15 protein-coding genes and 1 pseudogene are annotated in these 21,518 nt (G+C 39.3%); 7 read left to right on the forward strand and 9 right to left on the reverse strand.

Annotation, left to right across the window (positions count from 1 at the left end):
- Positions 1-41: 41 nt before the first annotated feature.
- Together IPK31_21290 and IPK31_21295 are read right to left on the reverse strand one after the other, a co-directional pair.
- Positions 42-973, reverse strand: a pseudogene (locus tag IPK31_21290) (metallophosphatase).
- Complete coding sequence (locus tag IPK31_21295; GenBank protein ID MBK8090226.1) at positions 963-1,709, reverse strand: 5'-nucleotidase C-terminal domain-containing protein; 747 nt, start codon at positions 1,707-1,709, stop codon at positions 963-965. The pseudogene IPK31_21290 and the gene IPK31_21295 overlap by 11 nt, the downstream one beginning before the upstream one ends.
- Positions 1,710-1,851: 142 nt before the next feature.
- On the opposite strand from IPK31_21295, the gene IPK31_21300 reads away from it, so the two are divergent.
- The 3 genes from IPK31_21300 to IPK31_21310 are packed head-to-tail and all read left to right on the forward strand — an operon-like array spanning position 1,852 to position 5,784.
- Complete coding sequence (locus tag IPK31_21300) at positions 1,852-3,465, forward strand: FAD-binding protein (protein ID MBK8090227.1); 1,614 nt, start codon at positions 1,852-1,854, stop codon at positions 3,463-3,465.
- Between the two features lie 54 nt (positions 3,466-3,519).
- Positions 3,520-4,455: an ATP-binding cassette domain-containing protein gene (locus tag IPK31_21305; GenBank protein MBK8090228.1), complete on the forward strand. Its 936-nt coding sequence runs from the start codon at positions 3,520-3,522 to the stop codon at positions 4,453-4,455.
- Positions 4,456-4,467: 12 nt separating this feature from the next.
- Entirely contained in the window at positions 4,468-5,784 is a 1,317-nt protein-coding gene (locus IPK31_21310; GenBank protein ID MBK8090229.1) for an ABC transporter permease, read from the forward strand.
- Between the two features lie 65 nt (positions 5,785-5,849).
- On the opposite strand, the gene IPK31_21315 is transcribed toward IPK31_21310, so the two are convergent.
- The 3 genes from IPK31_21315 to IPK31_21325 all read right to left on the reverse strand — a co-directional run bounded on the left by IPK31_21315 (position 5,850) and on the right by IPK31_21325 (position 8,376).
- On the reverse strand, positions 5,850-6,245 hold the full coding sequence (locus tag IPK31_21315) for a carboxypeptidase regulatory-like domain-containing protein (protein ID MBK8090230.1): 396 nt from the start codon (positions 6,243-6,245) through the stop codon (positions 5,850-5,852).
- A gap of 114 nt (positions 6,246-6,359) precedes the next feature.
- A complete protein-coding gene (locus IPK31_21320) occupies positions 6,360-7,301 on the reverse strand; it encodes a nitronate monooxygenase (protein MBK8090231.1) in 942 nt (313 codons plus the stop codon).
- 82 nt (positions 7,302-7,383) lie between these two features.
- Positions 7,384-8,376 carry an NTP transferase domain-containing protein gene (locus IPK31_21325; protein ID MBK8090232.1) on the reverse strand — a complete coding sequence of 331 codons (993 nt, stop codon included), beginning with the start codon at positions 8,374-8,376 and terminating at the stop codon, positions 7,384-7,386.
- Between the two features lie 221 nt (positions 8,377-8,597).
- Between IPK31_21325 and IPK31_21330 the strand changes: the two genes are divergently transcribed.
- Complete coding sequence (locus tag IPK31_21330) at positions 8,598-9,875, forward strand: serine hydroxymethyltransferase (protein MBK8090233.1); 1,278 nt, start codon at positions 8,598-8,600, stop codon at positions 9,873-9,875.
- A 60-nt stretch (positions 9,876-9,935) separates the two neighbouring features.
- The gene (locus IPK31_21335) at positions 9,936-10,343 is read left to right on the forward strand and encodes a DUF4293 family protein (protein MBK8090234.1); all 408 of its coding nucleotides are present in this window, start codon (positions 9,936-9,938) and stop codon (positions 10,341-10,343) included.
- Positions 10,344-10,439: 96 nt separating this feature from the next.
- Here IPK31_21335 and IPK31_21340 read toward each other — a convergent pair whose 3' ends face one another.
- The 3 genes from IPK31_21340 to IPK31_21350 all read right to left on the reverse strand — a co-directional run bounded on the left by IPK31_21340 (position 10,440) and on the right by IPK31_21350 (position 15,721).
- Positions 10,440-13,169, reverse strand: coding sequence for a T9SS type A sorting domain-containing protein (locus tag IPK31_21340; GenBank protein MBK8090235.1), 2,730 nt, complete (start codon positions 13,167-13,169; stop codon positions 10,440-10,442).
- A gap of 286 nt (positions 13,170-13,455) precedes the next feature.
- A complete protein-coding gene (locus tag IPK31_21345; GenBank protein ID MBK8090236.1) occupies positions 13,456-14,052 on the reverse strand; it encodes a T9SS type A sorting domain-containing protein in 597 nt (198 codons plus the stop codon).
- A complete protein-coding gene (locus IPK31_21350; GenBank protein MBK8090237.1) occupies positions 13,982-15,721 on the reverse strand; it encodes a hypothetical protein in 1,740 nt (579 codons plus the stop codon). Before IPK31_21350 ends, IPK31_21345 begins: the two co-directional genes overlap by 71 nt.
- 606 nt (positions 15,722-16,327) lie before the next feature.
- Here IPK31_21350 and IPK31_21355 point away from each other — a divergent pair.
- Positions 16,328-17,449: a hypothetical protein gene (locus IPK31_21355; GenBank protein ID MBK8090238.1), complete on the forward strand. Its 1,122-nt coding sequence runs from the start codon at positions 16,328-16,330 to the stop codon at positions 17,447-17,449.
- 144 nt (positions 17,450-17,593) lie between these two features.
- Here the strand turns inward: IPK31_21355 and uvrA are convergent, their stop codons facing one another.
- Complete coding sequence (uvrA, locus tag IPK31_21360; GenBank protein MBK8090239.1) at positions 17,594-20,479, reverse strand: excinuclease ABC subunit UvrA; 2,886 nt, start codon at positions 20,477-20,479, stop codon at positions 17,594-17,596.
- Between the two features lie 310 nt (positions 20,480-20,789).
- Between uvrA and IPK31_21365 the strand changes: the two genes are divergently transcribed.
- Entirely contained in the window at positions 20,790-21,371 is a 582-nt protein-coding gene (locus IPK31_21365) for a sigma-70 family RNA polymerase sigma factor (protein MBK8090240.1), read from the forward strand.
- Positions 21,372-21,518: the final 147 nt, after the last annotated feature.

Here is a 21,518-nt window from a genome sequence, read left to right on the forward strand (position 1 = left end):
GGACAGCGAATATCAACACTTTTTGTGGAAAAAAAAATTTTTTATTCCCCTGATTTTTTACCTATTACAAGTGGGGTTGATTGCGCCAGATTTTTCTTTTTAAACCTTGAAAATTCATAGTCCAATCTTCCCAGCTGAATGCCCGCCCAGCCTACCTGATTCACCAAAACATCAGCTCCGGTTTTGTTCTTTACTAACACCGGTTCACTTAAAAAGTATGTGTATGTCCTCCGATTATTAAATCGATATGCTCGGTTTCTTTTGCCAGGATCAAATCTGAGATTCTGTTGATATCTTCTTTATACTGATACCCAAGATGTGATAAACAGATCACCAGATCACAATCCTTTTCTTTTTTCAGCATTGCTGCCGTTTCATTTACTTTCTGAACAGGATCAAGATAAACTGTATTTCCAAACAAATTATCCGGAACCAGCCCTTTCATTTCAATACCAACACCTGTAACTCCTATCTTTAGTTTTCCTTTCTTAAATATTTTGTACGGTACAGATTTATGTTCCATTGCTGTGTTTGTAAAATCATAGTTACATAACAGCACAGGAAACTCTGCATGATTCAATTGTGTTGCAAAGTTTTCAAGTCCGCCATCAAAGTCATGATTACCCATAGTGCAAGCATCGTACCCCATTTTCGTCATGGCCTTTATTTCAGGTTCACCTTTATATAAATTAAAATAAGGAGTGCCCTGGAAAATATCACCAGCATCAAGCAACAACACATGCTCTTCCTGTGAACGGATATCTTCAATCATTTTTGCACGGGCAGCTACTCCACCCAAACCCTGGTTGCGGCTTCCATCCATTGGAAACGGTTCAAGTCGGCTGTGTACATCATTCGTATGCAAAATCGTCAACCGCTGAACTCCCGGATCAGCAGCTTCCGCCCAGCGGGAAGCCATGATGGCACCTGCAGTAAAAGCTGTTTGCTGAATAAATTTTCTTCTATTGAGCATTGATCACCCTGTTTTCAATTGTTACAGTAATTTGTTTTCCGGCTTTAGTAAATGATGTAAAATATTCAATTAACCCATCCCGCAGCAAGACTCCTTTATTGATCTGTGGAATTGGTCTCAACATATCGCATTGATCGCCGCCATTAGTCACATAGTCTGAATTGGCAACGGTATACACAGCATTTACATCTAATGCTTTTCCATTGATTAGTACATTTTCAGCTTTCCCATTTTTGATTTCCATGCTTAATCCTGAAACCGGCCATCCGCCTCTTGATGCAATATGATCTAAAAATTGCTTAAATATTTTTCCCGGTACTTTTTGCAGCACAATGATATTGTCAAATGGCATCAACTCAAACACCTTCCCTTTTGTAATGTTTCCTGCTTTAACACTGGGTATTCTGATGCCACCATAATTCACAAAAGCAGCATCAACCTGTGTTGCATAATATTTTTCAGCTGTTATCTTCATTGCATCTGCCATCAGGTTACCCAATGTTCCTTCGGGTTGTTTTTTTTCTATATCCACTGCCAATGTTGCAATCACAGTATTCATGCTGCCATTCACACTGTCAGAATAGGGTTGAAGAAATGTAATAAAAGATGAATCAGTTTTTGTGTTTGCAACAGGATAATCTTTGTATTGAACTGCTGCCGCCCTGTATGATGGATTGCAGGAAAAAAAGAATGCAATGCAGAATGCAAAAATTAAATGGATAGTAGCCTTGTTCATATGCAGGTTGTAACAATTGGAAGGTAGTTGTTTTTACCAGCACAAAAAACAGTTTTTTAATAAATACATGGAAATTTTTCAAACATAAAACAAAAGCTATCTTTGGCCTTCACTTAATGTTTTTGGGTTAATTACCCGACACATGCAACAGCAAATTACACTTCGCCTTCTGCCTTCACAGGCATCCAATCAGGACATTATACATGAGCAAATTGCACAATATGCCGGTGTAAATGCAGCTTCTGTTAATGGATTCCATATCATTAAACAATCAATTGATGCCAGAAGTAAGCAACCTTGGGTTAATCTTAGTGTATTAGCTTTCATCAATGAGCCTGTTCAGGAAAGGGAAAAAATTGATTTTACATTTAAAGATGTGCATGATGCACGGTTCAAAGTGATTATTGTGGGTGCAGGACCGGCAGGACTTTTTGCTGCTTTACAATTAATTGAGCTTGGTATTAAACCAATTGTTGTTGAAAGAGGAAAAGATGTTCGATCAAGAAGAAGGGATCTTGCGCTGTTAAATAAGGAAGGAGAAATTAACCCGGAGAGCAACTACTGTTTTGGTGAAGGTGGCGCAGGTACTTATAGTGATGGCAAATTATATACACGCAGCAGTAAGAGAGGAAACATAGACCGTATTCTGCAACTGTTTGTTCGTTTTGGTGCTGAAGAAAAAATTCTATACCAGAGTCATCCGCATATCGGCACCAACAAATTGCCGCATATCATTACTGCTATGAGAGAATTTATTCTTTCCTGCGGCGCTGAAATTCATTTTGAAACAAAGCTTACTGATTTTATTGTTGAGAAAGACACATTGAAAGGAATTCAGGTGAATCATTCAGCAGTAATTCATGCCGATGCTGTAATCCTTGCAACAGGGCACAGTGCAAGAGATATTTTTGAATTACTTCATCAAAACAATATTTTAATTGAAGCAAAACCCTTTGCATTAGGTGTGCGAATAGAACATCCGCAGACATTAATCGATTCTATTCAATACCGTTGTCCTGTTCGTGATGAGTTTTTACCTCCTGCATCTTACAGTTTGGTGGAACAGGTAAAGGGAAAAGGCGTCTTCAGTTTTTGCATGTGCCCCGGTGGCATTATTGCTCCTGCAGCAACTTCAGCAGGCGAATTGGTCGTAAACGGATGGAGTCCTTCCAAACGCAACAATCCTTTTGCAAACAGTGGAATGGTTGTAACGATTGAGATGAAAGATGCTGTACAGTATTTCAAAAAACAAAAGCCTGATTCAGCTATTTCAGAAAATGATCCGTTGCTGATGATGAAGTTTCAACAGGCCATTGAACAAAAATCCTTTGATGCAGGTGGTGGCAAATTTGTTGCTCCTGCTCAACGAATGGTGGACATGTTTGAAAAGAAAACATCTTCGTCACTCCCCGATTGTTCTTATCTGCCCGGTATCAACAGCGTGTCATTGGCCACTGTATTGCCCGATTTTGTTTTTGAAGATCTTCGTCTTGCTTTCAAAGCATTTGGCCAGAAGATGCGGGGCTATTTTACCAATGAAGCCATTGCAGTGGCAACAGAATCAAGAACATCCTCCCCTGTGCGTATTCCAAGAGATAATGAAACCTTGCAGCATCCCCAGATAAAAGGAATCTATCCCTGTGGTGAAGGGGCAGGTTATGCAGGCGGAATTGTGAGTGCTGCCATGGATGGTGAACGGGTTGCCCATATGATTGCGCAGCAGATGAACCATTCATCAACAAATATTTTTTCCTGATTTTCCTGCGCTTACCTTGTAACAAATTTCCAACTCAGTATACTAACTATCAATATGAGCACAATCTTAGAAGTTCAGAACCTGAAGAAATACTTCTCTTCGCAAAAAGCTGTTGATGATATCAGCTTTACCATTCACAAAGGATCCATCTTTGGCTTGCTTGGCCCCAACGGTGCAGGTAAAACAACATTGATCAGGATGATCACAGGAATTTTTTATCCTGATGCAGGTACTATCAACCTCAATGGAAAAAAATTCGACGCAACTGAAGACGTTATTAATATCGGTTACATGCCCGAAGAACGTGGACTGTACAAAAAGATGAAAGTGGGCGAACAGGCAATGTACCTGGCGCAATTAAAAGGCATGGGTAAGAAAGAAGCCTTTGTGAAAGTGAAGGAATGGTTTGAAAAATTTGAAATGGAGAGCTGGTGGAATAAGAAAGTAGAAGACCTTTCAAAAGGAATGAGCCAGAAACTTCAGTTTGTTACAACTGTTCTGCACGAACCAAAGCTGGTGATACTGGACGAACCTTTCAGCGGATTGGATCCTGTAAATACAAACCTCATTAAAGATGAAATTTACAACCTTGCACAGAAAGGAACCACCATCATCTTCAGTACACACCGAATGGAACAGGTGGAAGAAATCTGCGATCATATTGTACTGGTGAACAGGGGCAGCAAAATTCTTGACGGAACAGTGAAAGATATCAAGCAGCAGTTTAAACAAAATATTTTTACTGCGGAAGTGGATCATTTACCTGCCGTATTGCAACATGCTTCTTTCTCCATTGTAAAACAGAAGGCGAATAACCTTACTGTAAAAATTAATGAAGGTTACAAATCAAATGATGTGCTGATGCATTTCATTAACCAGCAAAGCGGCATCATTGCCTATCATGAAATACTTCCTTCACTCAATGAAATTTTCATAAGACTGGTGGAAGGAACACCCACTGCAAGACAATTTGAACACATTACTGCTTAATACCTCATTTACATGAATAAGATACTCATCATCATCAAAAGAGAATATGTTACAAGAGTCCGTAACAAAACATTTCTGCTTTCTACTTTCTTGTTTCCACTGCTCATGTTTGCACTCATTTTTGGCGGTGCATTCATTGGCGCCAATGGAACCGAACAACGCAAGATTGCCGTGAATGATCAAAGCGGAATGTATAAGAACAATTTCAAAACCGGTTCAGCTGTTGACTTTGGTTACCCTGACGGAGTTGACAGAAGCAATTATAAAGAAAAAGGCTTTGAAGGGGTATTGATTATTTATTCTGCTGATAAACAAAAAGCCGATTCAGTAAGATTGTATACTGAAAAGCAGCTGGGTCTTGGTACTGACGAATCAATCAAAAACCAGATACAGAAGATCAATGAAAACAAGATGCTGATGGAACGTGGCGTAACAAGAACCACACTTGATTCCATTCGCCAGCAAAGTGAAAGCAAAGAATCGCTCAACTACCGTTCTTACCAGGTAAAGGGAACTGAAATAAAGGAAGACAACAAGATGCTTGCACTGGCCATTGGTTATATCAGCGGTTTCATCATCTATATTGTTCTGTTTATTTATGGTGCAGCAGTAATGCGTGGTGTAATGGAAGAAAAAACAAATCGTATTGCAGAAGTAATGGTGAGCAGTGTAAAACCATTTCAACTGATGCTGGGTAAGATCATTGGTATTGCAGCTGTAGGATTAACACAGTTGTTTTTATGGATCATTCTCATTTTTGCACTGTCCTTCCTCAGTAGTTTGTTTATTTCACCAGAGATCCTGGAACAGGCAAAACATATGAACGAAGGAATGTCACCAATGTCCCAAGGCAGTTCCATTCAATTCATGATAGCAAATGTAACAACAACGTTATCAACTCCAAACTGGAGTTTAATTATTCCCTGCTTTATTTTCTATTTCTTATTTGGATATTTATTTTATGCAGCCTTATTTGCAGCAGTAGGAAGTGTAGTAAATGAAGATCCGCAGGAAGCACAGTCATTGATGATGCCGATTATGCTGCCAATTATCCTGGCCATTTTTATTATGATGAATGCTGTTCAAAATCCCGGTGGTTCACTTGCATTTTGGGGAAGTGTTATACCATTTACATCACCCATTGTTATGATGGCGAGAATTCCATTTGGAGTTCCGTGGTGGCAACTGGGTTTATCAATGATTTCACTCATTGGTGGGTTCCTGTGTACCACATGGCTGAGTGCAAAAATTTACAGAACCGGAATTTTATTGTACGGTAAAAAAGTAACCATGAAAGAAATGGCCAAATGGGCTTTCAAAAAATCATAAACGGAAACAACCGGAAACAAAAATGCCTCAGCAATTGCTGAGGCATTTTTTTATTTGATAATTACCTAAAAAGAATGAATCGTAATGGGTGCAATAAAAGGCTGATGTATTTCTTCTTCTGCTTCAATTACTTCAAAGTCAACTTTTAAAACTATTCCTTCCTTTATAATAATCCCGTCTTTCCTGGAAGCCTTATATCCTACTTTGTCAATTATAATTGATTGCTCACCTACGGGAACATTACTGATCTTAAAGTTTCCGTTGGCATCTGTCATAATCTCCTTCTGGAAAGATGCCTTTTTAATTGTTGCTGTAAAAGTTACATTGGCAACAGGCTTTTTGGTTTCTGCATCAAAGATGGTACCCTGAACAGAGCCTGTTTCATTTCTGTCGTCAACACCTGCACGACTAACAACTGAAAAGCCGGTCATTAAAACGGCAGCGAGAAGTATTTTCTTCATAACAATTGTTTTACGATGATAAGAGGTTTAAAGTTACAGAACTTAAAACATTTTTTTCGTCTTTTTATGACACATGAACCTGTTAAATTGTTCTGAAAGTATTGGAATTGTTAATCAACCTATTGGATTTGCCAATGCTTCCCGGAATTCACGCCAGATACTTTCCGTAATTACCGCAGCAGGTAAAATAGTATCGAGTAACGTACTTACCTGGCCAATCTCCAGTTCACCTTCTGCAAGATTGCCTTCAAACATTCCTTTCTTAGCCCTTGCCCTTCCCAGTAATTGTATCAGGTCCTGTTGAGTTGCGCCTTTTTGCTCAGCATCCTGTACTAATTTATAAAAATCGTTTTTTATCAACCGTACCGGCGTCAGTTGTTTTAATGTAAGTATTGTATCTCCTTCATTGCTGTTGATCACTGCCTGTTTAAAATTCAAATGGCTGCTTGCTTCTTCGCTGGCAACATACCTGCTTCCTATTTGAACGCCTTCTGCACCAAATACCATCGCTGCCAGCATTTGTCTTCCGGTAGCAATACCTCCTGCAGCAATCAATGGAATATCAATGGCTTTTTTCACTGCCGGAATCAATACCATACTGGTTGTTTCCTCTCTCCCGTTATGTCCACCTGCTTCAAAACCTTCTGCCACCACTGCATCACAACCTGCTTCCTGTGCTTTGAGTGCAAACTTGCTGCTGCTGATTACATGCACAACAGTAATTCCTTTTTCTTTTAAGATCGATGTCCATGTTTTTGGGTTACCGGCACTGGTAAAAACAATCTTTACTCCTTCTTCAATGATTATGGAAATATGTTTATCAATATCAGGATAAAGCAATGGAACATTTACTGCAAAAGGTTTTGAAGTTGCGGCTTTGCATTTTTGAATATGTTCTCTCAACACTTCGGGGTACATGCTTCCGCTGCCGATAATTCCTAAACCACCTGCATTGCTTACTGCACTTGCCAACCGCCATCCGCTGGCCCAGATCATTCCTGCCTGGATGATGGGTTTTTCAATACCAAAAAGTTGAGTGATTCTGTTACTGAACATGAAGGAGAGTTATAAGCCGTAAGTAATAAGTTTTAAGTAAAAGAAAGCAATAAACTACAAACTATAAACCACAAAATTCTGCTTATCCCAAATCAATCTCGGTGTTATCACCAATATTCAAACTTCGTGTTTCACCTTTTACTTCTGTATCGCTGCCAATGAGTGAATCTTCCAGCACAATATCAAACAGATCGGCATAGGAGCCAATGATGGAATCTTTAACAATGGAATAGTTGATGGTTGTATTATCACCTACAGCCACATTGGGACCGATGATGGAGTTTTTAATTTCACAGTTCTTGCCGATGCTTACCGGCTCAACTACAATTACATTTTCAAAACGGTGATCGGGTGAGATAGATGTGCCGAATTTCTTCAGCAATGTTGAATTTGATTCAAGCAGGGATTCTTTATTACCGCAATCGAACCAGTTTAAAACTTTGAACGATTTAAAATTCGAGCCCTTTTCAATCATACACTGCAATGCATCAGTCAAGCTGTATTCATCACGGTTCTTTACCCCATCCCTGTAATTCAGTTCCAGGCAATCGTACAACATATGTGTATCCCTGATTTTATAAATACCTACCAAAGCAAGATTGCTTTTTGGAATTTGCGGCTTTTCCACCACTTTTAAAATCTTTCCGTCTTCATCCACTTCAGCCACACCAAAACTTCTTGGGTCATCCACTTTCTTTACAGCCAGCATTGACTGCTCACTCTGCAGCACTTCTTTTACATCATATTCGCAAATCGTATCACCAAGTACAATGATGGCTTCGTCACCTGCAACATGTTCTTTCGACAGCATAATTGCATGCCCCAGCCCCTGCCGTTCATTCTGTGTAACAAATGTGCTGTGAATATGAGGAAAGGTTTCCTTAATGTAATCATGAATTTTATCGCCCAAATAGCCAACGATAAATACAAATTCATGAACACCGGCTTCATGCAGTTGATCTACAATGATGCTCAGCACCGTTTTTCCCGCAATGGGAATGAGGGCCTTGGGTTGTGTATATGTATGTGGCCGCAGTTTTGTTCCTGCACCTGCCACCGGAATTATTGCTTTCATTAATATAAGCTTCGTGTAATCGAAGCGGCAATGTAGGACTTTTTGAATAAACGGAGCGACCCATGTAAGAAGCTTGTTTATAAAAAAATGGCCATATTAACAGATCACTAAACCGCACGGCTTATTTTTGCGGCTCGAAAGCAGAAACAGGGGGATTTTGATAAACGGATCGAAAATCCAGCTTCTTTATAACCAAGCAACAAATAAACTCATCAATACTCATGCAAAGAGACACAGCCATCTTCAACCTCATTAACCAGGAATTAGAACGTCAGCGCCACGGAATTGAATTGATTGCCTCTGAAAACTTCACATCGTTACAGGTGATTCAGGCAATGGGCAGTGTGTTAACCAATAAATACGCTGAAGGCTACCCCGGCCGTCGTTATTATGGCGGTTGCGAAATTGTGGATCAAACTGAACAATTAGCCATCGATCGCTTAAAAGAGATTTTTGGTTGCGAATATGCCAATGTGCAGCCACATAGCGGCGCCCAGGCCAATGCAGCAGTAATGAGTGCCATTATTCAGCCGGGAGATGATATTCTTGGACTGGATCTGAGCATGGGCGGTCATTTAACACATGGATCAGCAGTTAACTTCAGCGGCAAATTATACAAACCGCATTTTTATGGGGTGGTAAAAGAAACCGGTCTTATTGATTATGAAATGCTGGAAACCAAAGCAAGGGAAGTAAAACCAAAGCTCATCATTTGTGGAGCCAGTGCTTACAGCCGTGACTGGGATTATGTACGCATTCGTAAAGTAGCTGATGAAATTGGCGCTTTTGTATGGTGCGATATGGCTCACCCTGCCGGATTGATTGCAAAAGGTTTATTGGGCTCTCCGTTTGAACATTGTCATTTCGTTACTTCAACAACACATAAAACTTTACGTGGGCCAAGAGGCGGCATTATTTTAATGCATAAAGATTTCGAAAATCCATTTGGATTGAAAGATGTAAAAGGCAATACAAGAATGATGAGCAACCTCATGGATATGGCCGTTTTCCCCGGACAGCAGGGAGGTCCTTTGGAACATGTAATTGCGGCCAAAGCAGTATCGTTTGGCGAAATTCTTACCGATGAATTTACAGCTTATGCCAAACAGGTTCAGCTCAATGCACAGGCAATGGCCAAAGCATTTGTAAGCAGGGAATACAAACTCATTTCTGATGGAACAGATAATCATTTAATGCTGATTGATCTCCGCAATAAAAACATCAGTGGAAAAAAAGCAGAACAGGTGTTGGGTAAAGCTGATGTTACCACCAATAAAAACATGGTTCCGTTTGATGATAAAAGTGCATTCGTAACAAGTGGCATCCGTACCGGTGTTGCAGCTATCACTACAAGAGGCATGAAAGAAGATCATATGGATTATGTGGTTGATGTAATTGACCGCAGCCTGATGAATGCAGACGACGAAATAATTTTAACAGCAATCAGAAAAGAAGTGAATGCTTTCATGGAACAGTTTCCATTGTATCCTGAATTGTGATGAAGTTTCATTGAATGACTATTAACTTAAAACATATTACCTGATACTTATAACTTATCAATGATACAACGCATACAATCTATCTGGCTTTTATTGGCAGGAGCCGGTTCACTGGCTACCTTAAAACTGTCGTTTTACAGTGGCAATAAAGACAACAATTTATTTGAAGAATTAAATGGCACATCACATTTTCTTTTGCTGATACTGGCTGTTGCTGTTGCATTGGCAGCATTTGCAGCTCTTTTCCTGTTTAAGAACCGTAAAGTGCAGACACAACTTTCTTTACTTGGATTATTATTACAGGTTGGAGCATTGGTTCTTTATTTTCTGCAAACCCAAAAATTTGTAGCAGGAAATTTCACTTTAACCTCTGCTGTTTCATTTGCTATTCCTGTTTTTTTTATTCTTGCAATCATTGGTATACGAAAAGATGAAAAGCTTATCAAAAGCATGGACCGGTTGAGATAATATCTAAAGCAGTCTCTCTAAAAGATTATTTCTTGGATATCTGCCGGTAAGACGGTAAGTAAAAAGGTTTGCTTTATTGGAAATTTTGTCACTGAATTATTGCTTAATGAATGTTTGTGAATAATTATCTCTGCCTTCAGTAAACCTGAGTACATAAGCTCCATTGTTAAGTGTGGTGGTATTGATTGATGAAATAACTGCATGCTTGCTCACAACTCCCTGCATCATAATTCTTCCCGATAAATCCACAATAGAATACTGTGCATTCACCGCTTCCGGATGACGGAAATTCAATTGATGCTGAACTGGGTTTTGCAGCAATACAATCTTTGTATCTTTCTTTCCACCAATTGAAACAACATGACTGTAGCTGACATTTCTCTGCCTGTCAGTTAATTTCAAACGATAGTATTTAGTTGCAGTAAACGATCCTGCATCAAGATATGAATAGCGTGAGGCTGAACCCGGTGCAACAGATGATTTATAGGTAAAGTCAATTCCATTTGTACTTTCTTGCAGGTCAAAAAATTGAAACTGATCTGCATTCTCCACTTCCCAGGTTAATTGGTTTCCACTGTTTGCTTTACTTGCTGAAAAAGATTTTAATGCAGATGGTAAAACCGAAACGTTTCCAACCAAATAAGGATAACCTGTTCCTGCTGTACCAAATGAACTCATAGCTGTTGATGCTGTTGCTGCATAATTGGCCGAGTTATCAATTGAGAGAACTGTTGGCGAAGGAATCAGCAACCAGTTCGATCCTGTATATCTCCAGACTCCGATTGCTGAATTTGCAAGACTGGTAAAAGTAGCGCCTTCAATGCTGTTTGTTGCCCAATCGAGCCTTATATGAGCATTGGAACTGCCACTGGCTCTGTCGATTTGCCAAATTGCATCAGCCTGGTGTGCTCTGCTGCCAAAAGCAGTCCCGGCTGGATCGCCATTGATTGTTGTGCCTCTGAATACAGAAATAGAAAAGTCAGACCCGGAACTGGATGGAGTTACCGTTGCAGGTAAATAGTTTGAAGCAGTGCCGATTGGAAATACTCTTGCAGATGCTGCTAAGTTGTTTTGACGAAGACGGCCATTCGTTACTGATGTTGGCGCAGTAACAATATACCGGCTTGCATTTGCTCCGGTAATACTTCCTCCCGATCCTATCGTAAGATTATTTGCTCCAATAGAAATCTTTCCATTAGAAGAAGAGGAAAGAGAAAGTGTATTACTGACTGTAACATCACGGCTTAAGGAAAGCCCCGCAGCATTTGTATTGCTGTTGGTTAAATTATAAAAGCTTGTATTTGCCGACCCCCCAATAGATTGAGCCTGTGTTGTACTGTTAAAGGTTACCGTTGCAGTACCCGGTAAAAAGCTGCCGTTATTGATCCAGTTACGGTTGATTGTAATATTTACATTGTTGGTGGCAGCATCTAATACACCTCCAATGGTAAGATCGTTCAAATAAGTGGTTGCCGTAAATAAAAGCAGCGATGGGTTATTGACTGAATTAACCTGCAGATTATAAAAGGCAGGTGTACTGCTCATATAAAAAAATGAACTGGCAGGAGTTGATGCATTTCCAAACTGAACAGTTCCGCCGGTTACGGAAGAAGTGGTTGCATTATTGATATAATCATCAAAGCTGGTTGCTGCATATTGAACAATAATCGAGCCTCCGCTCATAGTAAAATTTGAGCCAGCAGCCTGTAACCCGAATGAAGGAACACTGTAAGTATTTTCAACTGTGCAAACAGTTACTGTTCCATTAGATTGGCTGTAGGTAACCGTTGATGAAGTGCTGCTGCCAAACAATGCACCAGTTACATTTAATGCGCCACCATCTATTGTAATTATTGCTCCTGAATTGTAATTAAGCCACCAATCTGCAGATACACCCACATTATAAGTACCGGCTGAAATTCTTAAGAGACCTGATAATTGAGTATCTCCGTTTTGTCCGGTTACAGTAACATTCGGATTATTCAACCAGATCCCTTCATCAGAATTAATAGTTGGCCCGGCTGTTGAAAAGAATGTATTTGAAAAAGTATAAGTGCCGGACATCTTAATGATACCCCTTGTAAGTGTAAGAAATCCTGCTGCAGCCGTTAAGTTTGAAGGCATCAGTTCAATAATATTATTAGCTGCGGCTCCGGTATTATTGATAGTAATGTCATTGAAATCAGTTGTTGAACCGGTTCCGCTTACTGTTTGGTTCGATGATCCGTTAAACGTAACATCGGTTGTTGCTGCTCCAATCCGCAGATCAAATGTTCCATTATTGATAAGGTTTCCTGCAATATTCAAAGTATTTCCGCCATTGCCGGCCGAAATCAGAGTACCATTGTTGCTTACAGTTACATTACCGGTAACTCTTAAACTCCGGTTAGTATTATTATTTCCAATGGTTAATGAACCCGAAGTTCCGCCGCCGATTATGAGGGATCCGATATTTTGTGCCGGTGATACATTCAATGCAACTGAATGCCCATTCAGAATAGTAACTGTGCCTGTACCTGTATTTTGTCCCGGATAACCCTGTGATGGATTTGTAACCCATGTTGACCCATTCCATCTTTGCCAGTTAGAAGCAGCATTCCAGTTTAAACTCACTGCATTGGTTCTGTAATCTCCGGTTGACTGCCCAAACACTATGTAAGGAAAAAGAGAAATAAGAAGTAAAATAAACCCAATACAGGCAAGTGGCAGAATACGATTTATCTTAATCGCTTGAAAAAAAGATGAGTTGTTGCTGTAAAATGAGGGGAAACAGCCCAAAGGCGTTACACCATTACTGGTGATCGAAAAAGAGTTTTCGGTTCTCATTGGGTTTGGTTTCAAAAGGTATCGATTAGTAGTACGTAGACAAAGATATGGGGAAACACTTAGTTTTTGAAAAATAAATGAAAATCTGCTTTACTCCTTCCGTTTATACCTATATGACAATCAGTGATAATGTGTTTTTTGATAAAAAATGAGAGAGCCAATGCCCAAATTCCACAATCAGTTCATAATTGCTCTTTTTCATTCATTCACAGGAATACTTGAGGTGACTGCATAAAAAAGCGGGTTCATTAAATGAACCCGCTTTTATTTTATAAGGATGTAAGTTTTACTGTACGAATAGGCTTGTTACTGACTTTGTTCCTGCATTTTCAATCCTCAGCATATACATGCCGGGTTTAACACTGGAAGGCAATTCAATGCTCTGACTTACAGAACCAGCCTGGAAATTCATTGTTTTAGCAAATACCTGCTGTCCGTTTGAATTAACAATTGTTACAGAATATGCACCCGCAGCAATATTGTTTGCCTGCAATGTAACCACTTTATTCTGTACAGGGTTAGGGTAAACCACGAATGCATTTGCTGTTCTTTCACTGCTTACTTTAAGAATTACACTGCTTCTTGTGCTGTTACCAAACTCAACCGCTTTTACACGATAGTAGTTCGTACGGGCAGGGTTAGCATCAGTAAAGCTGTAATCCCATTTACCATAGTCATTTCCTTTTGGCTGAACTTTTCCAATTGCAGTAAAGTTTCTGCCGTCGGTGCTGCGTTCTACTTCATAGAAATTAACATCGCTTTCAGTTAAGTTGCTCCAGTTTACCAATACGCTGCCATTGGTTTCTTTAGCGTTAACATTCGAAAATGTTACCGGCAAACCTGTAGCTCCAATTGTTGAAACACCAATAGCAAAAAAAGTCATCGTAATTTGAAACAGCATTCCAGGTTACAGTCCCCGCTGTTGGGCCTCCTGTAAAAGCGCTTCTGGTTTGAGAGTTCCATTTACTTGCTGCAGTAGAATGTAATGCAACAGTTGAGTTTGCACCGTAAGGTAATAAGGAAGCATCATAGCTTGTTGGAGTCCAGTTAAGAGTAACATTAACATCCGAAGTTCCTGCAGGACGATCGAGCCTCCAGTAGTCAACTGTACTAAGTTGAGTTAAAGCTGAAATACGGTTAGCATGATCGGGAGGAAGACCACGGAAATATTCTGCAGTAAAGCCATCACCAGCTAAAGCAGGTGCTGAAATAGAAAGAGCTGCATAGATTCCTGAATTACCAACAGGGAAGGTATAAGCAGTATTTCCATTTTTTCTGATTGGACCCTGTACAAAAGAAGCGTTTGAAGCTCCGGGTGTAGTAGCACCAGCAGAAATTGTTAAAAGAGTACCTGTAGCTGTATAAAGATATCCATCAGTAAATGTGAGTGTGTTAGCGATTGTATAAGCTGTTGCAAGTGTAACACCTGTAGCACTTGTATTATTGATCCTGTAATTGATAGTATTACTTACAGTACCACCACCAGTAAGTGTCTGTGCTGCTGCTCCATCAAATACAGTTAATCCACTTCCTGTGCTTGATTCTGTAATCGTACCAGATGCATGTGAAAAGTTACCTGCTACATTCAATGTACCAATAAGACTGTTTCCACTCATAAAAAAAGTACCGGTTGTAATAGTGACATTACCGTTTACATCCAAAGTTGATGAACCAGTAGATGCACTTGTACCCATTACATAAAATTCTCCAGCGGATTGAACAAAATTGCCTGCAACATTTGTTACTAAAGCTGCTCCACCGGGACCGTTTACCAAACGAATACTTCCAGTACCTGTGCTGCTGACAGTAAAGTTGCCGTTAACAGTGGTTAATGCTCCTGCAAAGCTTTCATCGCCAGTTTGAGAAATTGAGTTCCATGTAAAGTTTCCAAATGCCTGTGTTAAACCGCCTGGTGCATTGGTTGTAATTCCAGTAATATTACAAGTAGATGCTGCATTCCATGTTGCAGTTGGTATAGTCCCTCCATCTATTGCATGGTTATAAGTGCCGCCAGATAAGAAATTCAAATTGGCTGCAGTTGAAGTTATTGTACCAATGGTCGCATCTTGTTTAATTAAACTGCCAGAAACGGTTGTTAAGCTATTTGTTGCATTATAAATTGCTCCATCACCAGTAGCATCTTCCAGTATTAAGGTACCTGCAATAGACATAGTTCGAGCAGCTCCTGTAAAAGCAATCCCCATTGATCTCGTTCCCATTCCAGCTGACCCCTGAATTGTTAAAGTACTGCCACTTCCAATTGAACTTGCTGTGTTGTCAATAGTTATTGTTCTTGACGCACCGTTAGAAGTAAAAGAAACAATTGCTGATCCGCTGATTGTTAAGCTATTGATAGTTGCGCTTGCATCAACCTGGATAGCTGCATTAATATTAATGACAACATCATGCGCATTAGTAGGTACAATACCTAATGACCAGTTAGCTCCAGTATTCCAGTTGTTACTGGATGAACCATCCCATGTGTTTGTTTGAGCAAAAGATACTGTAACCAGCATCAGCATAGTTAAAACAGAGAGTAAAGATTTTTTCATTGTTTTCGAGGTTTTTTTTATGAATCAATTGGATTCATAGAAAAATTGGAGGAGGCACATCAGAGGGAATTGGAAATACTATTCTAAAAGAGGTTAGTTAACCTGCAATTACTTGTTTCTTAAAAAAATGTGTTATTGCGTACGGATTTCAGGGGATAATGAGATAGGTATAAATACTTAGGACAAATGTATAGTACACTTATGAAACAACCAAGCTTTTCACTTAAAATCAGTAAAAATACGCAGGAACAAGCTAACAAAACAACCTGGTTCAGCTAAAAATCAGTTCGTTTTCGCCATCATATTTGTTTCCAAGATATTCATTATCAATGAACTATTTTTCACTTTATCAGTTTATAATATCCTTAAATCAGGCAGCATGCTGAACTATAAATGACATAAAAAAATTTGCATTACTAAAGGATAACTATATATTTGCTCTTAAGTGTAAATACGGAATTATGTTTTGTTAAACACTTACCTCTGACTGAATCCATCCTCCTCTCGAAAATTTCCACGACTATCTCTCTTATCCTTTTTGTTTTGAAAACCGTACCCAAGTCCAACATCTTATTTATTTATTTCAAAACATTAAACATTTTCAAAATGAAAAAGATTTTTACACTTTTCACAGCATTGCTTTCTTTTGCATTCAGCTTTTCTCAGTCAACTTATTATTTTCGTGGTAATGGCAATGCCACCCAGACAATTGGAAACACCTTCTTTACTGCAAGTAACTGGAGAGAAGAAGTGGCAGGTGTCATTTCAAACACTGCTCCGGCATCTTTAACTCCCGGTTCTTTTCTAAAAGTAGTTGGACTTCAATTAACCATTACCAGTACTACAACTACAACTACCAATTTTGTTGTAATGATATCTGGTGGAAGAAGACCGGGTTCTACAACCAATTTAAATGGTGAATTGATTTTAGATGATGTTGATTTCAATTTTAATTCATGTTCTCCTGTATCCCAAATGATACTACGCTCAAATAATATTGGCGGCACATTATACACAGGCAGAGTTACTTTAGTTGATGATGCAGATATATTTTTCAGAAGCTTAAGAGATGCTGCAATTTGGGCAGCAAACACAGCTATTGCAGATAATAGCTATGTTGTTAATGCAGGCAGGTTATACCAGGCGACAAATCCTATTGCTAACTCCGGAGTAACTCCCCCAACTCATACAAGCGGAACTGTTTCTAATCTTTCATATCAGGGATTATATGACTGTACAGATAACGACGCATATATTTCAGTTGCAAAAGCAAGAGGCACGGGCAGTGCATTTGGAACTAATTTCACATTTTCAAGTGCTGGTGGTACACTTGCAGCATCAACAGGAACTTCTAACTTCACAAATACTTTCGGAACAAGCACTGGTTTTATTTTAAATGGTCAGGCGACCCTTCCTCTTCAACTCGGTTCTTTCAGTGCACAAAAAGGTGCTGGTAAAGTTTCATTAAACTGGAGCACAGTACTGGAAGTAAACACTTCACATTTTGAAGTTGAACAAAGTAACAATGGAAGCAGCTGGAAAACAATTTCTATTGTTGCAGCAAAAGGAAATTCAAATTCTGCACAGAAATATACTGCAGATGATATTGCCAATTACAGCACTAAGGTTTACTATCGCCTGAAAATGGTGGATATTGATGGTAAATTTGAATACTCACCAATTGCAGTTGTAACATTCGGTGGTAAAGGCAAACTGTATACCTGTTGAAAATTAACCAGGGTGCTGAACTACTTGAAGTAATTAAAATTCAGAAAAACTGATTGGCTTTTTAAAAAGTGTATCAAATCTGATTTCAGGTTATAAGAAAAGGGAGCTGAAAAGCTCCCTTTTTATTTTACACTTATTTCCTCTTTATAAATATTTACTTGTTCTGCTGGCTGCACATTTCGCCAACCCGGCAGGAGTACCTGCAAATACAAGTGTACCGCCACCATCACCTGCTTCGGGACCAAGATCTATTACCCAATCAGCCCGTTTAATTACATCTGTATTGTGCTCAATCACCAATACAGAATGTCCTTTTTCAATCAACGCATGAAAGCTCTTGAGCAATTTGTTGATATCATTAAAATGCAGCCCGGTAGTTGGTTCATCAAAGATGAACAGGATATTTCCCTGTCCGTTTCCCCTACCGAGAAAAGAAGCCAGTTTAACACGCTGTGCTTCGCCACCACTTAAAGTATCACTGCTCTGGCCAAGTTTAATATAACCCAAACCAACATCAGCAAGCGGAGATAATTTTTTCACCAGGTCCTTCTCAAACCGAAAAAAATCAAGTGCTTCATCTACACTCATCTCCAGAATATCATAAATACTTTTGTCATTATACTTTACATCCAGCACTTCTTCTTTAAACCGTTTACCACCGCATACTTCGCAGGTTAAATGCACATCAGCAAGAAACTGCATTTCCACTACCTGTTCGCCTTCACCTTTACATGCATCACATCTGCCTCCATCAACATTAAACGAAAAATGCTTTGGCATAAAGCCCCTGATCTTACTCAATGGTTGCTGCGAAAACACATCCCTGATTTCATCATAGGCTTTGATGTATGTAACAGGATTACTCCGGCTGCTCTTTCCAATCGGATTCTGATCAACCATTTCTATCTGCCCAATCGATTCAATATCGCCGCTGAGTTGTTTGTGCATCCCTGCCCTGTCGCCGAATTCACCTTTCAGTTTATTCAACGCAGGATATAAAATATTTCTCACCAATGTTGTTTTACCACTGCCGCTAACACCGCTTACCACACACAATACATTCAATGGAAATTCAACCGTAATGTTTTTTAAATTATGCTGTCTTGCACCTTCCACTTTTATACTGCGGTTCCATTTGCGTGGCTTGCCAAAATCTTCAATGGTTAAAACACCGCTCAAATATTTACCTGTTAAACTTTTTTTATTGCTGATGATGGCATCATAATTTCCTTCAGCCACAACCTCACCTCCCAAATGACTGGCGAATGGACCCATATCAATAATATGATCTGCTTCACGCATCATCATTTCATCATGTTCCACTACCACAACTGTATTTCCGAGATTACGTAATTCTTTTAATACTGTTATCAAATTTGCAGTATCTCTCGGATGCAATCCAATAGAAGGTTCATCTAAAATATATAATGAATCGGTGAGATTACTTCCCAATGAACGTGTAAGCTGTATACGCTGGCTTTCACCGCCACTTAATGTATTGGCCAAACGGTTCAGTGTTAAATATCCCAAGCCAACATGCAGCAATGTTTGAATGCGGTTATTGATCTCAAGTAAAATACGTTTACCCACTTCCAGCTGATAAGCACTCAGCTTTAACTCATCAAACCAAACTTTTAATTCTTTTACCGGCATTTCACAAAGCTCACCAATATGTTTATCTGCAACTTTAATATACAGTGCTTCCTTGCGTAAGCGGTAACCACGACATTCGGTGCAACTTGTTCTTCCACGGTAACGGCTTAATAAAACACGATACTGTACTTTATATAAATTCTGTTCTACTTCTTTAAAAAAATCATCAATTCCCGATGCTGCTCCAACACCTTTCCAGAGCTGATCGTACTGCTCAGCAGTTAAATCAATGATTGCTTTGTGTACAGGAAAATTTGCTTTACCTGCAGCTTTTACAAAATGATCACGCCACAAACCCAGCTTCTCTCCTTTCCATGGAGCAACAGCACCTTCATATACACTTAAACTTTTATCAGGAATTACGAGGTCTTCATCAATACCCAGTATCTGGCTGAAGCCTTCACAAACGGGGCATGCACCATAAGGATTGTTAAAGGAGAATAAATTGGGAACAGGTTCTTCAAACTTAATTCCGTCCAATTCAAACCGATTGGAGAAATGAATCAGTTTACTTTCATCTACTTCAACAAATACTTCACCCTCACCTTCATAAAAAGCGGTACCTGTACTATCGCTGATGCGGTGCAGATCATCTTCATCAAATTGCTTTACCACCAAACGGTCAATCAGAACATATGTTTTAAGCTGCGGGTCCTTAGCTGTGAGTTTTGAACTTAATTCTTTATCGCTTAATTCTAATAAATCTTCGATATGTAATAATTCACCCGGTTCATTCACTTTCAATTTTCCTTTGGCCGCTTTTGGTTTTTCATTTGCAATTTCCAGCTTCGTATAAACTCTTGTAAAACCTTTCTGCAGTAAAATATTCAGTTCTTCTTTTACATTGCGTTTAGCATGGAAGGGGAACTTAACTAATAATAAAATTTTTTCGCCTTCTTTGCATTGCTGAATTGCTTTCACCACATCAGCCACATCATCTTTTTTCACTTCCCGTCCGCTTACCGGCGAAATTGTTTTACCTACTCTTGCAAACAGTAAACGCATGTAATCATAGATCTCCGTCATACTTCCAACTGTGCTGCGTGGAGTCCTGGTAATTACTTTTTGTTCAATGGCAATAGCCGGGCATAACCCTTTGATATAATCCACATCAGGTTTATTCATCCTGTTTAAGAACTGCCTTGCATAAGCACTTAAACTTTCAGCATAACGCCGCTGACCTTCAGCATATAATGTATCAATCGTAAGAGATGATTTACCGCTGCCGGAAACACCCGTTACAACAATCAGCTTGTTTCGTGGTATACGAACAGAAACATCCCTGAGGTTATGAACCCTTGCTCCTTTAATGAAGATGTCGTCCTTTTTTATTGCTGCTGAAAGATCGATCTGCTGATTTTTAACTGCTGTAGCCATAGAAAAACAAATGTAATTGATAAACAGATTGCTCACATTCGGGGTTGTGGGATTCTGCGTGCCAACGGCATAAATGTTCAACAACCCTTACTCAGCCTTCGGAAATTACCATTAGCGATTTAAGGGGTAATACGTTAAATTATTCAGAATGTTTGAGGTTTGAAATATTTCTGTTATTTTTATTCTGAAATTCATTATCCAAACAACAGAAATCTAAATTTACTTCAGCCTATAGCATCAACTTCTACACAGTAATTTCGAACATTTTTTGCTGAATCCATTTTTGAAAAACCATCAACTGTAGAAGTGTATGCGCCAGTATCAACAATTTACCGATCAACAACTCATTCATCTGTTTAAAGATGGAACTGCTGAAGCTATGGAAACATTAGTGTTGCGTCATAAAGACAAGCTCTATACTTCCATCTTCCTCCTTGTTAAAGACAAATACCTGGCAGAAGATCTGTTCCAGGATATGTTTATCAAGGTAATTGATACCTTCCGTAACAACCGTTACACAGAGGAAGGAAAGTTTTTACCCTGGGCAATGCGTATTGCTCACAATTTATGTGTGGATCATTTCCGCCGGGTAAAACGTACACCCACTATTAAAACAAGTGACAACCACGATATTTTTGAAGTACTGAATTTCAGCAATGAAAATGCTGAGGAAAAGATGATGAAAAACCAGAGTTACGACCGCATTCGCCGAATGCTGGACTTGCTGCCTGAAGAGCAGCGTGAAGTGATCGTTCTTCGTCATTACGCCGATTTGAGTTTTAAAGAAATTGCTACGCTTACCAATTGCAGCATTAATACTGCTTTGGGACGTATGCGCTACGGACTCATTAATATGCGTAAAATGATGATGGAAAAACAAATCGCTCTGTAAAATCATTCCTATAAGAGAACCTGACAAAACCCAACACCCTCCGCCTTTACCTGCGGGGGGATTTTTTGTAGAAATATCAGCCCCAAATTCACACGAAGAAGAAATTTGATGTTACCGGCAATTGATTTTCATCGCAGCATTTGTTGC

This window comes from Chitinophagaceae bacterium, assembly GCA_016713085.1.
In the GTDB taxonomy this organism is placed as follows: Bacteria; Bacteroidota; Bacteroidia; order Chitinophagales; family Chitinophagaceae; genus Lacibacter.

Coding starts and splice junctions, on each gene's coding strand:
- IPK31_21325 (MBK8090232.1), bottom strand. CDS start 8,376: ATGAAAGCAATAATTCCGGTGGCAGGTGCAGGAACAAAACTGCGGCCA.
- IPK31_21310 (MBK8090229.1), top strand. CDS start 4,468: ATGAATAAGATACTCATCATCATCAAAAGAGAATATGTTACAAGAGTC.
- IPK31_21315 (MBK8090230.1), bottom strand. CDS start 6,245: ATGAAGAAAATACTTCTCGCTGCCGTTTTAATGACCGGCTTTTCAGTT.
- IPK31_21345 (MBK8090236.1), bottom strand. CDS start 14,052: ATGACTTTTTTTGCTATTGGTGTTTCAACAATTGGAGCTACAGGTTTG.
- IPK31_21295 (MBK8090226.1), bottom strand. CDS start 1,709: ATGAACAAGGCTACTATCCATTTAATTTTTGCATTCTGCATTGCATTC.
- IPK31_21355 (MBK8090238.1), top strand. CDS start 16,328: ATGAAAAAGATTTTTACACTTTTCACAGCATTGCTTTCTTTTGCATTC.
- IPK31_21365 (MBK8090240.1), top strand. CDS start 20,790: ATGCGCCAGTATCAACAATTTACCGATCAACAACTCATTCATCTGTTT.
- IPK31_21340 (MBK8090235.1), bottom strand. CDS start 13,169: ATGAGAACCGAAAACTCTTTTTCGATCACCAGTAATGGTGTAACGCCT.
- IPK31_21305 (MBK8090228.1), top strand. CDS start 3,520: ATGAGCACAATCTTAGAAGTTCAGAACCTGAAGAAATACTTCTCTTCG.
- IPK31_21330 (MBK8090233.1), top strand. CDS start 8,598: ATGCAAAGAGACACAGCCATCTTCAACCTCATTAACCAGGAATTAGAA.
- uvrA (MBK8090239.1), bottom strand. CDS start 20,479: ATGGCTACAGCAGTTAAAAATCAGCAGATCGATCTTTCAGCAGCAATA.
- IPK31_21320 (MBK8090231.1), bottom strand. CDS start 7,301: ATGTTCAGTAACAGAATCACTCAACTTTTTGGTATTGAAAAACCCATC.
- IPK31_21300 (MBK8090227.1), top strand. CDS start 1,852: ATGCAACAGCAAATTACACTTCGCCTTCTGCCTTCACAGGCATCCAAT.
- IPK31_21350 (MBK8090237.1), bottom strand. CDS start 15,721: ATGAAAAAATCTTTACTCTCTGTTTTAACTATGCTGATGCTGGTTACA.
- IPK31_21335 (MBK8090234.1), top strand. CDS start 9,936: ATGATACAACGCATACAATCTATCTGGCTTTTATTGGCAGGAGCCGGT.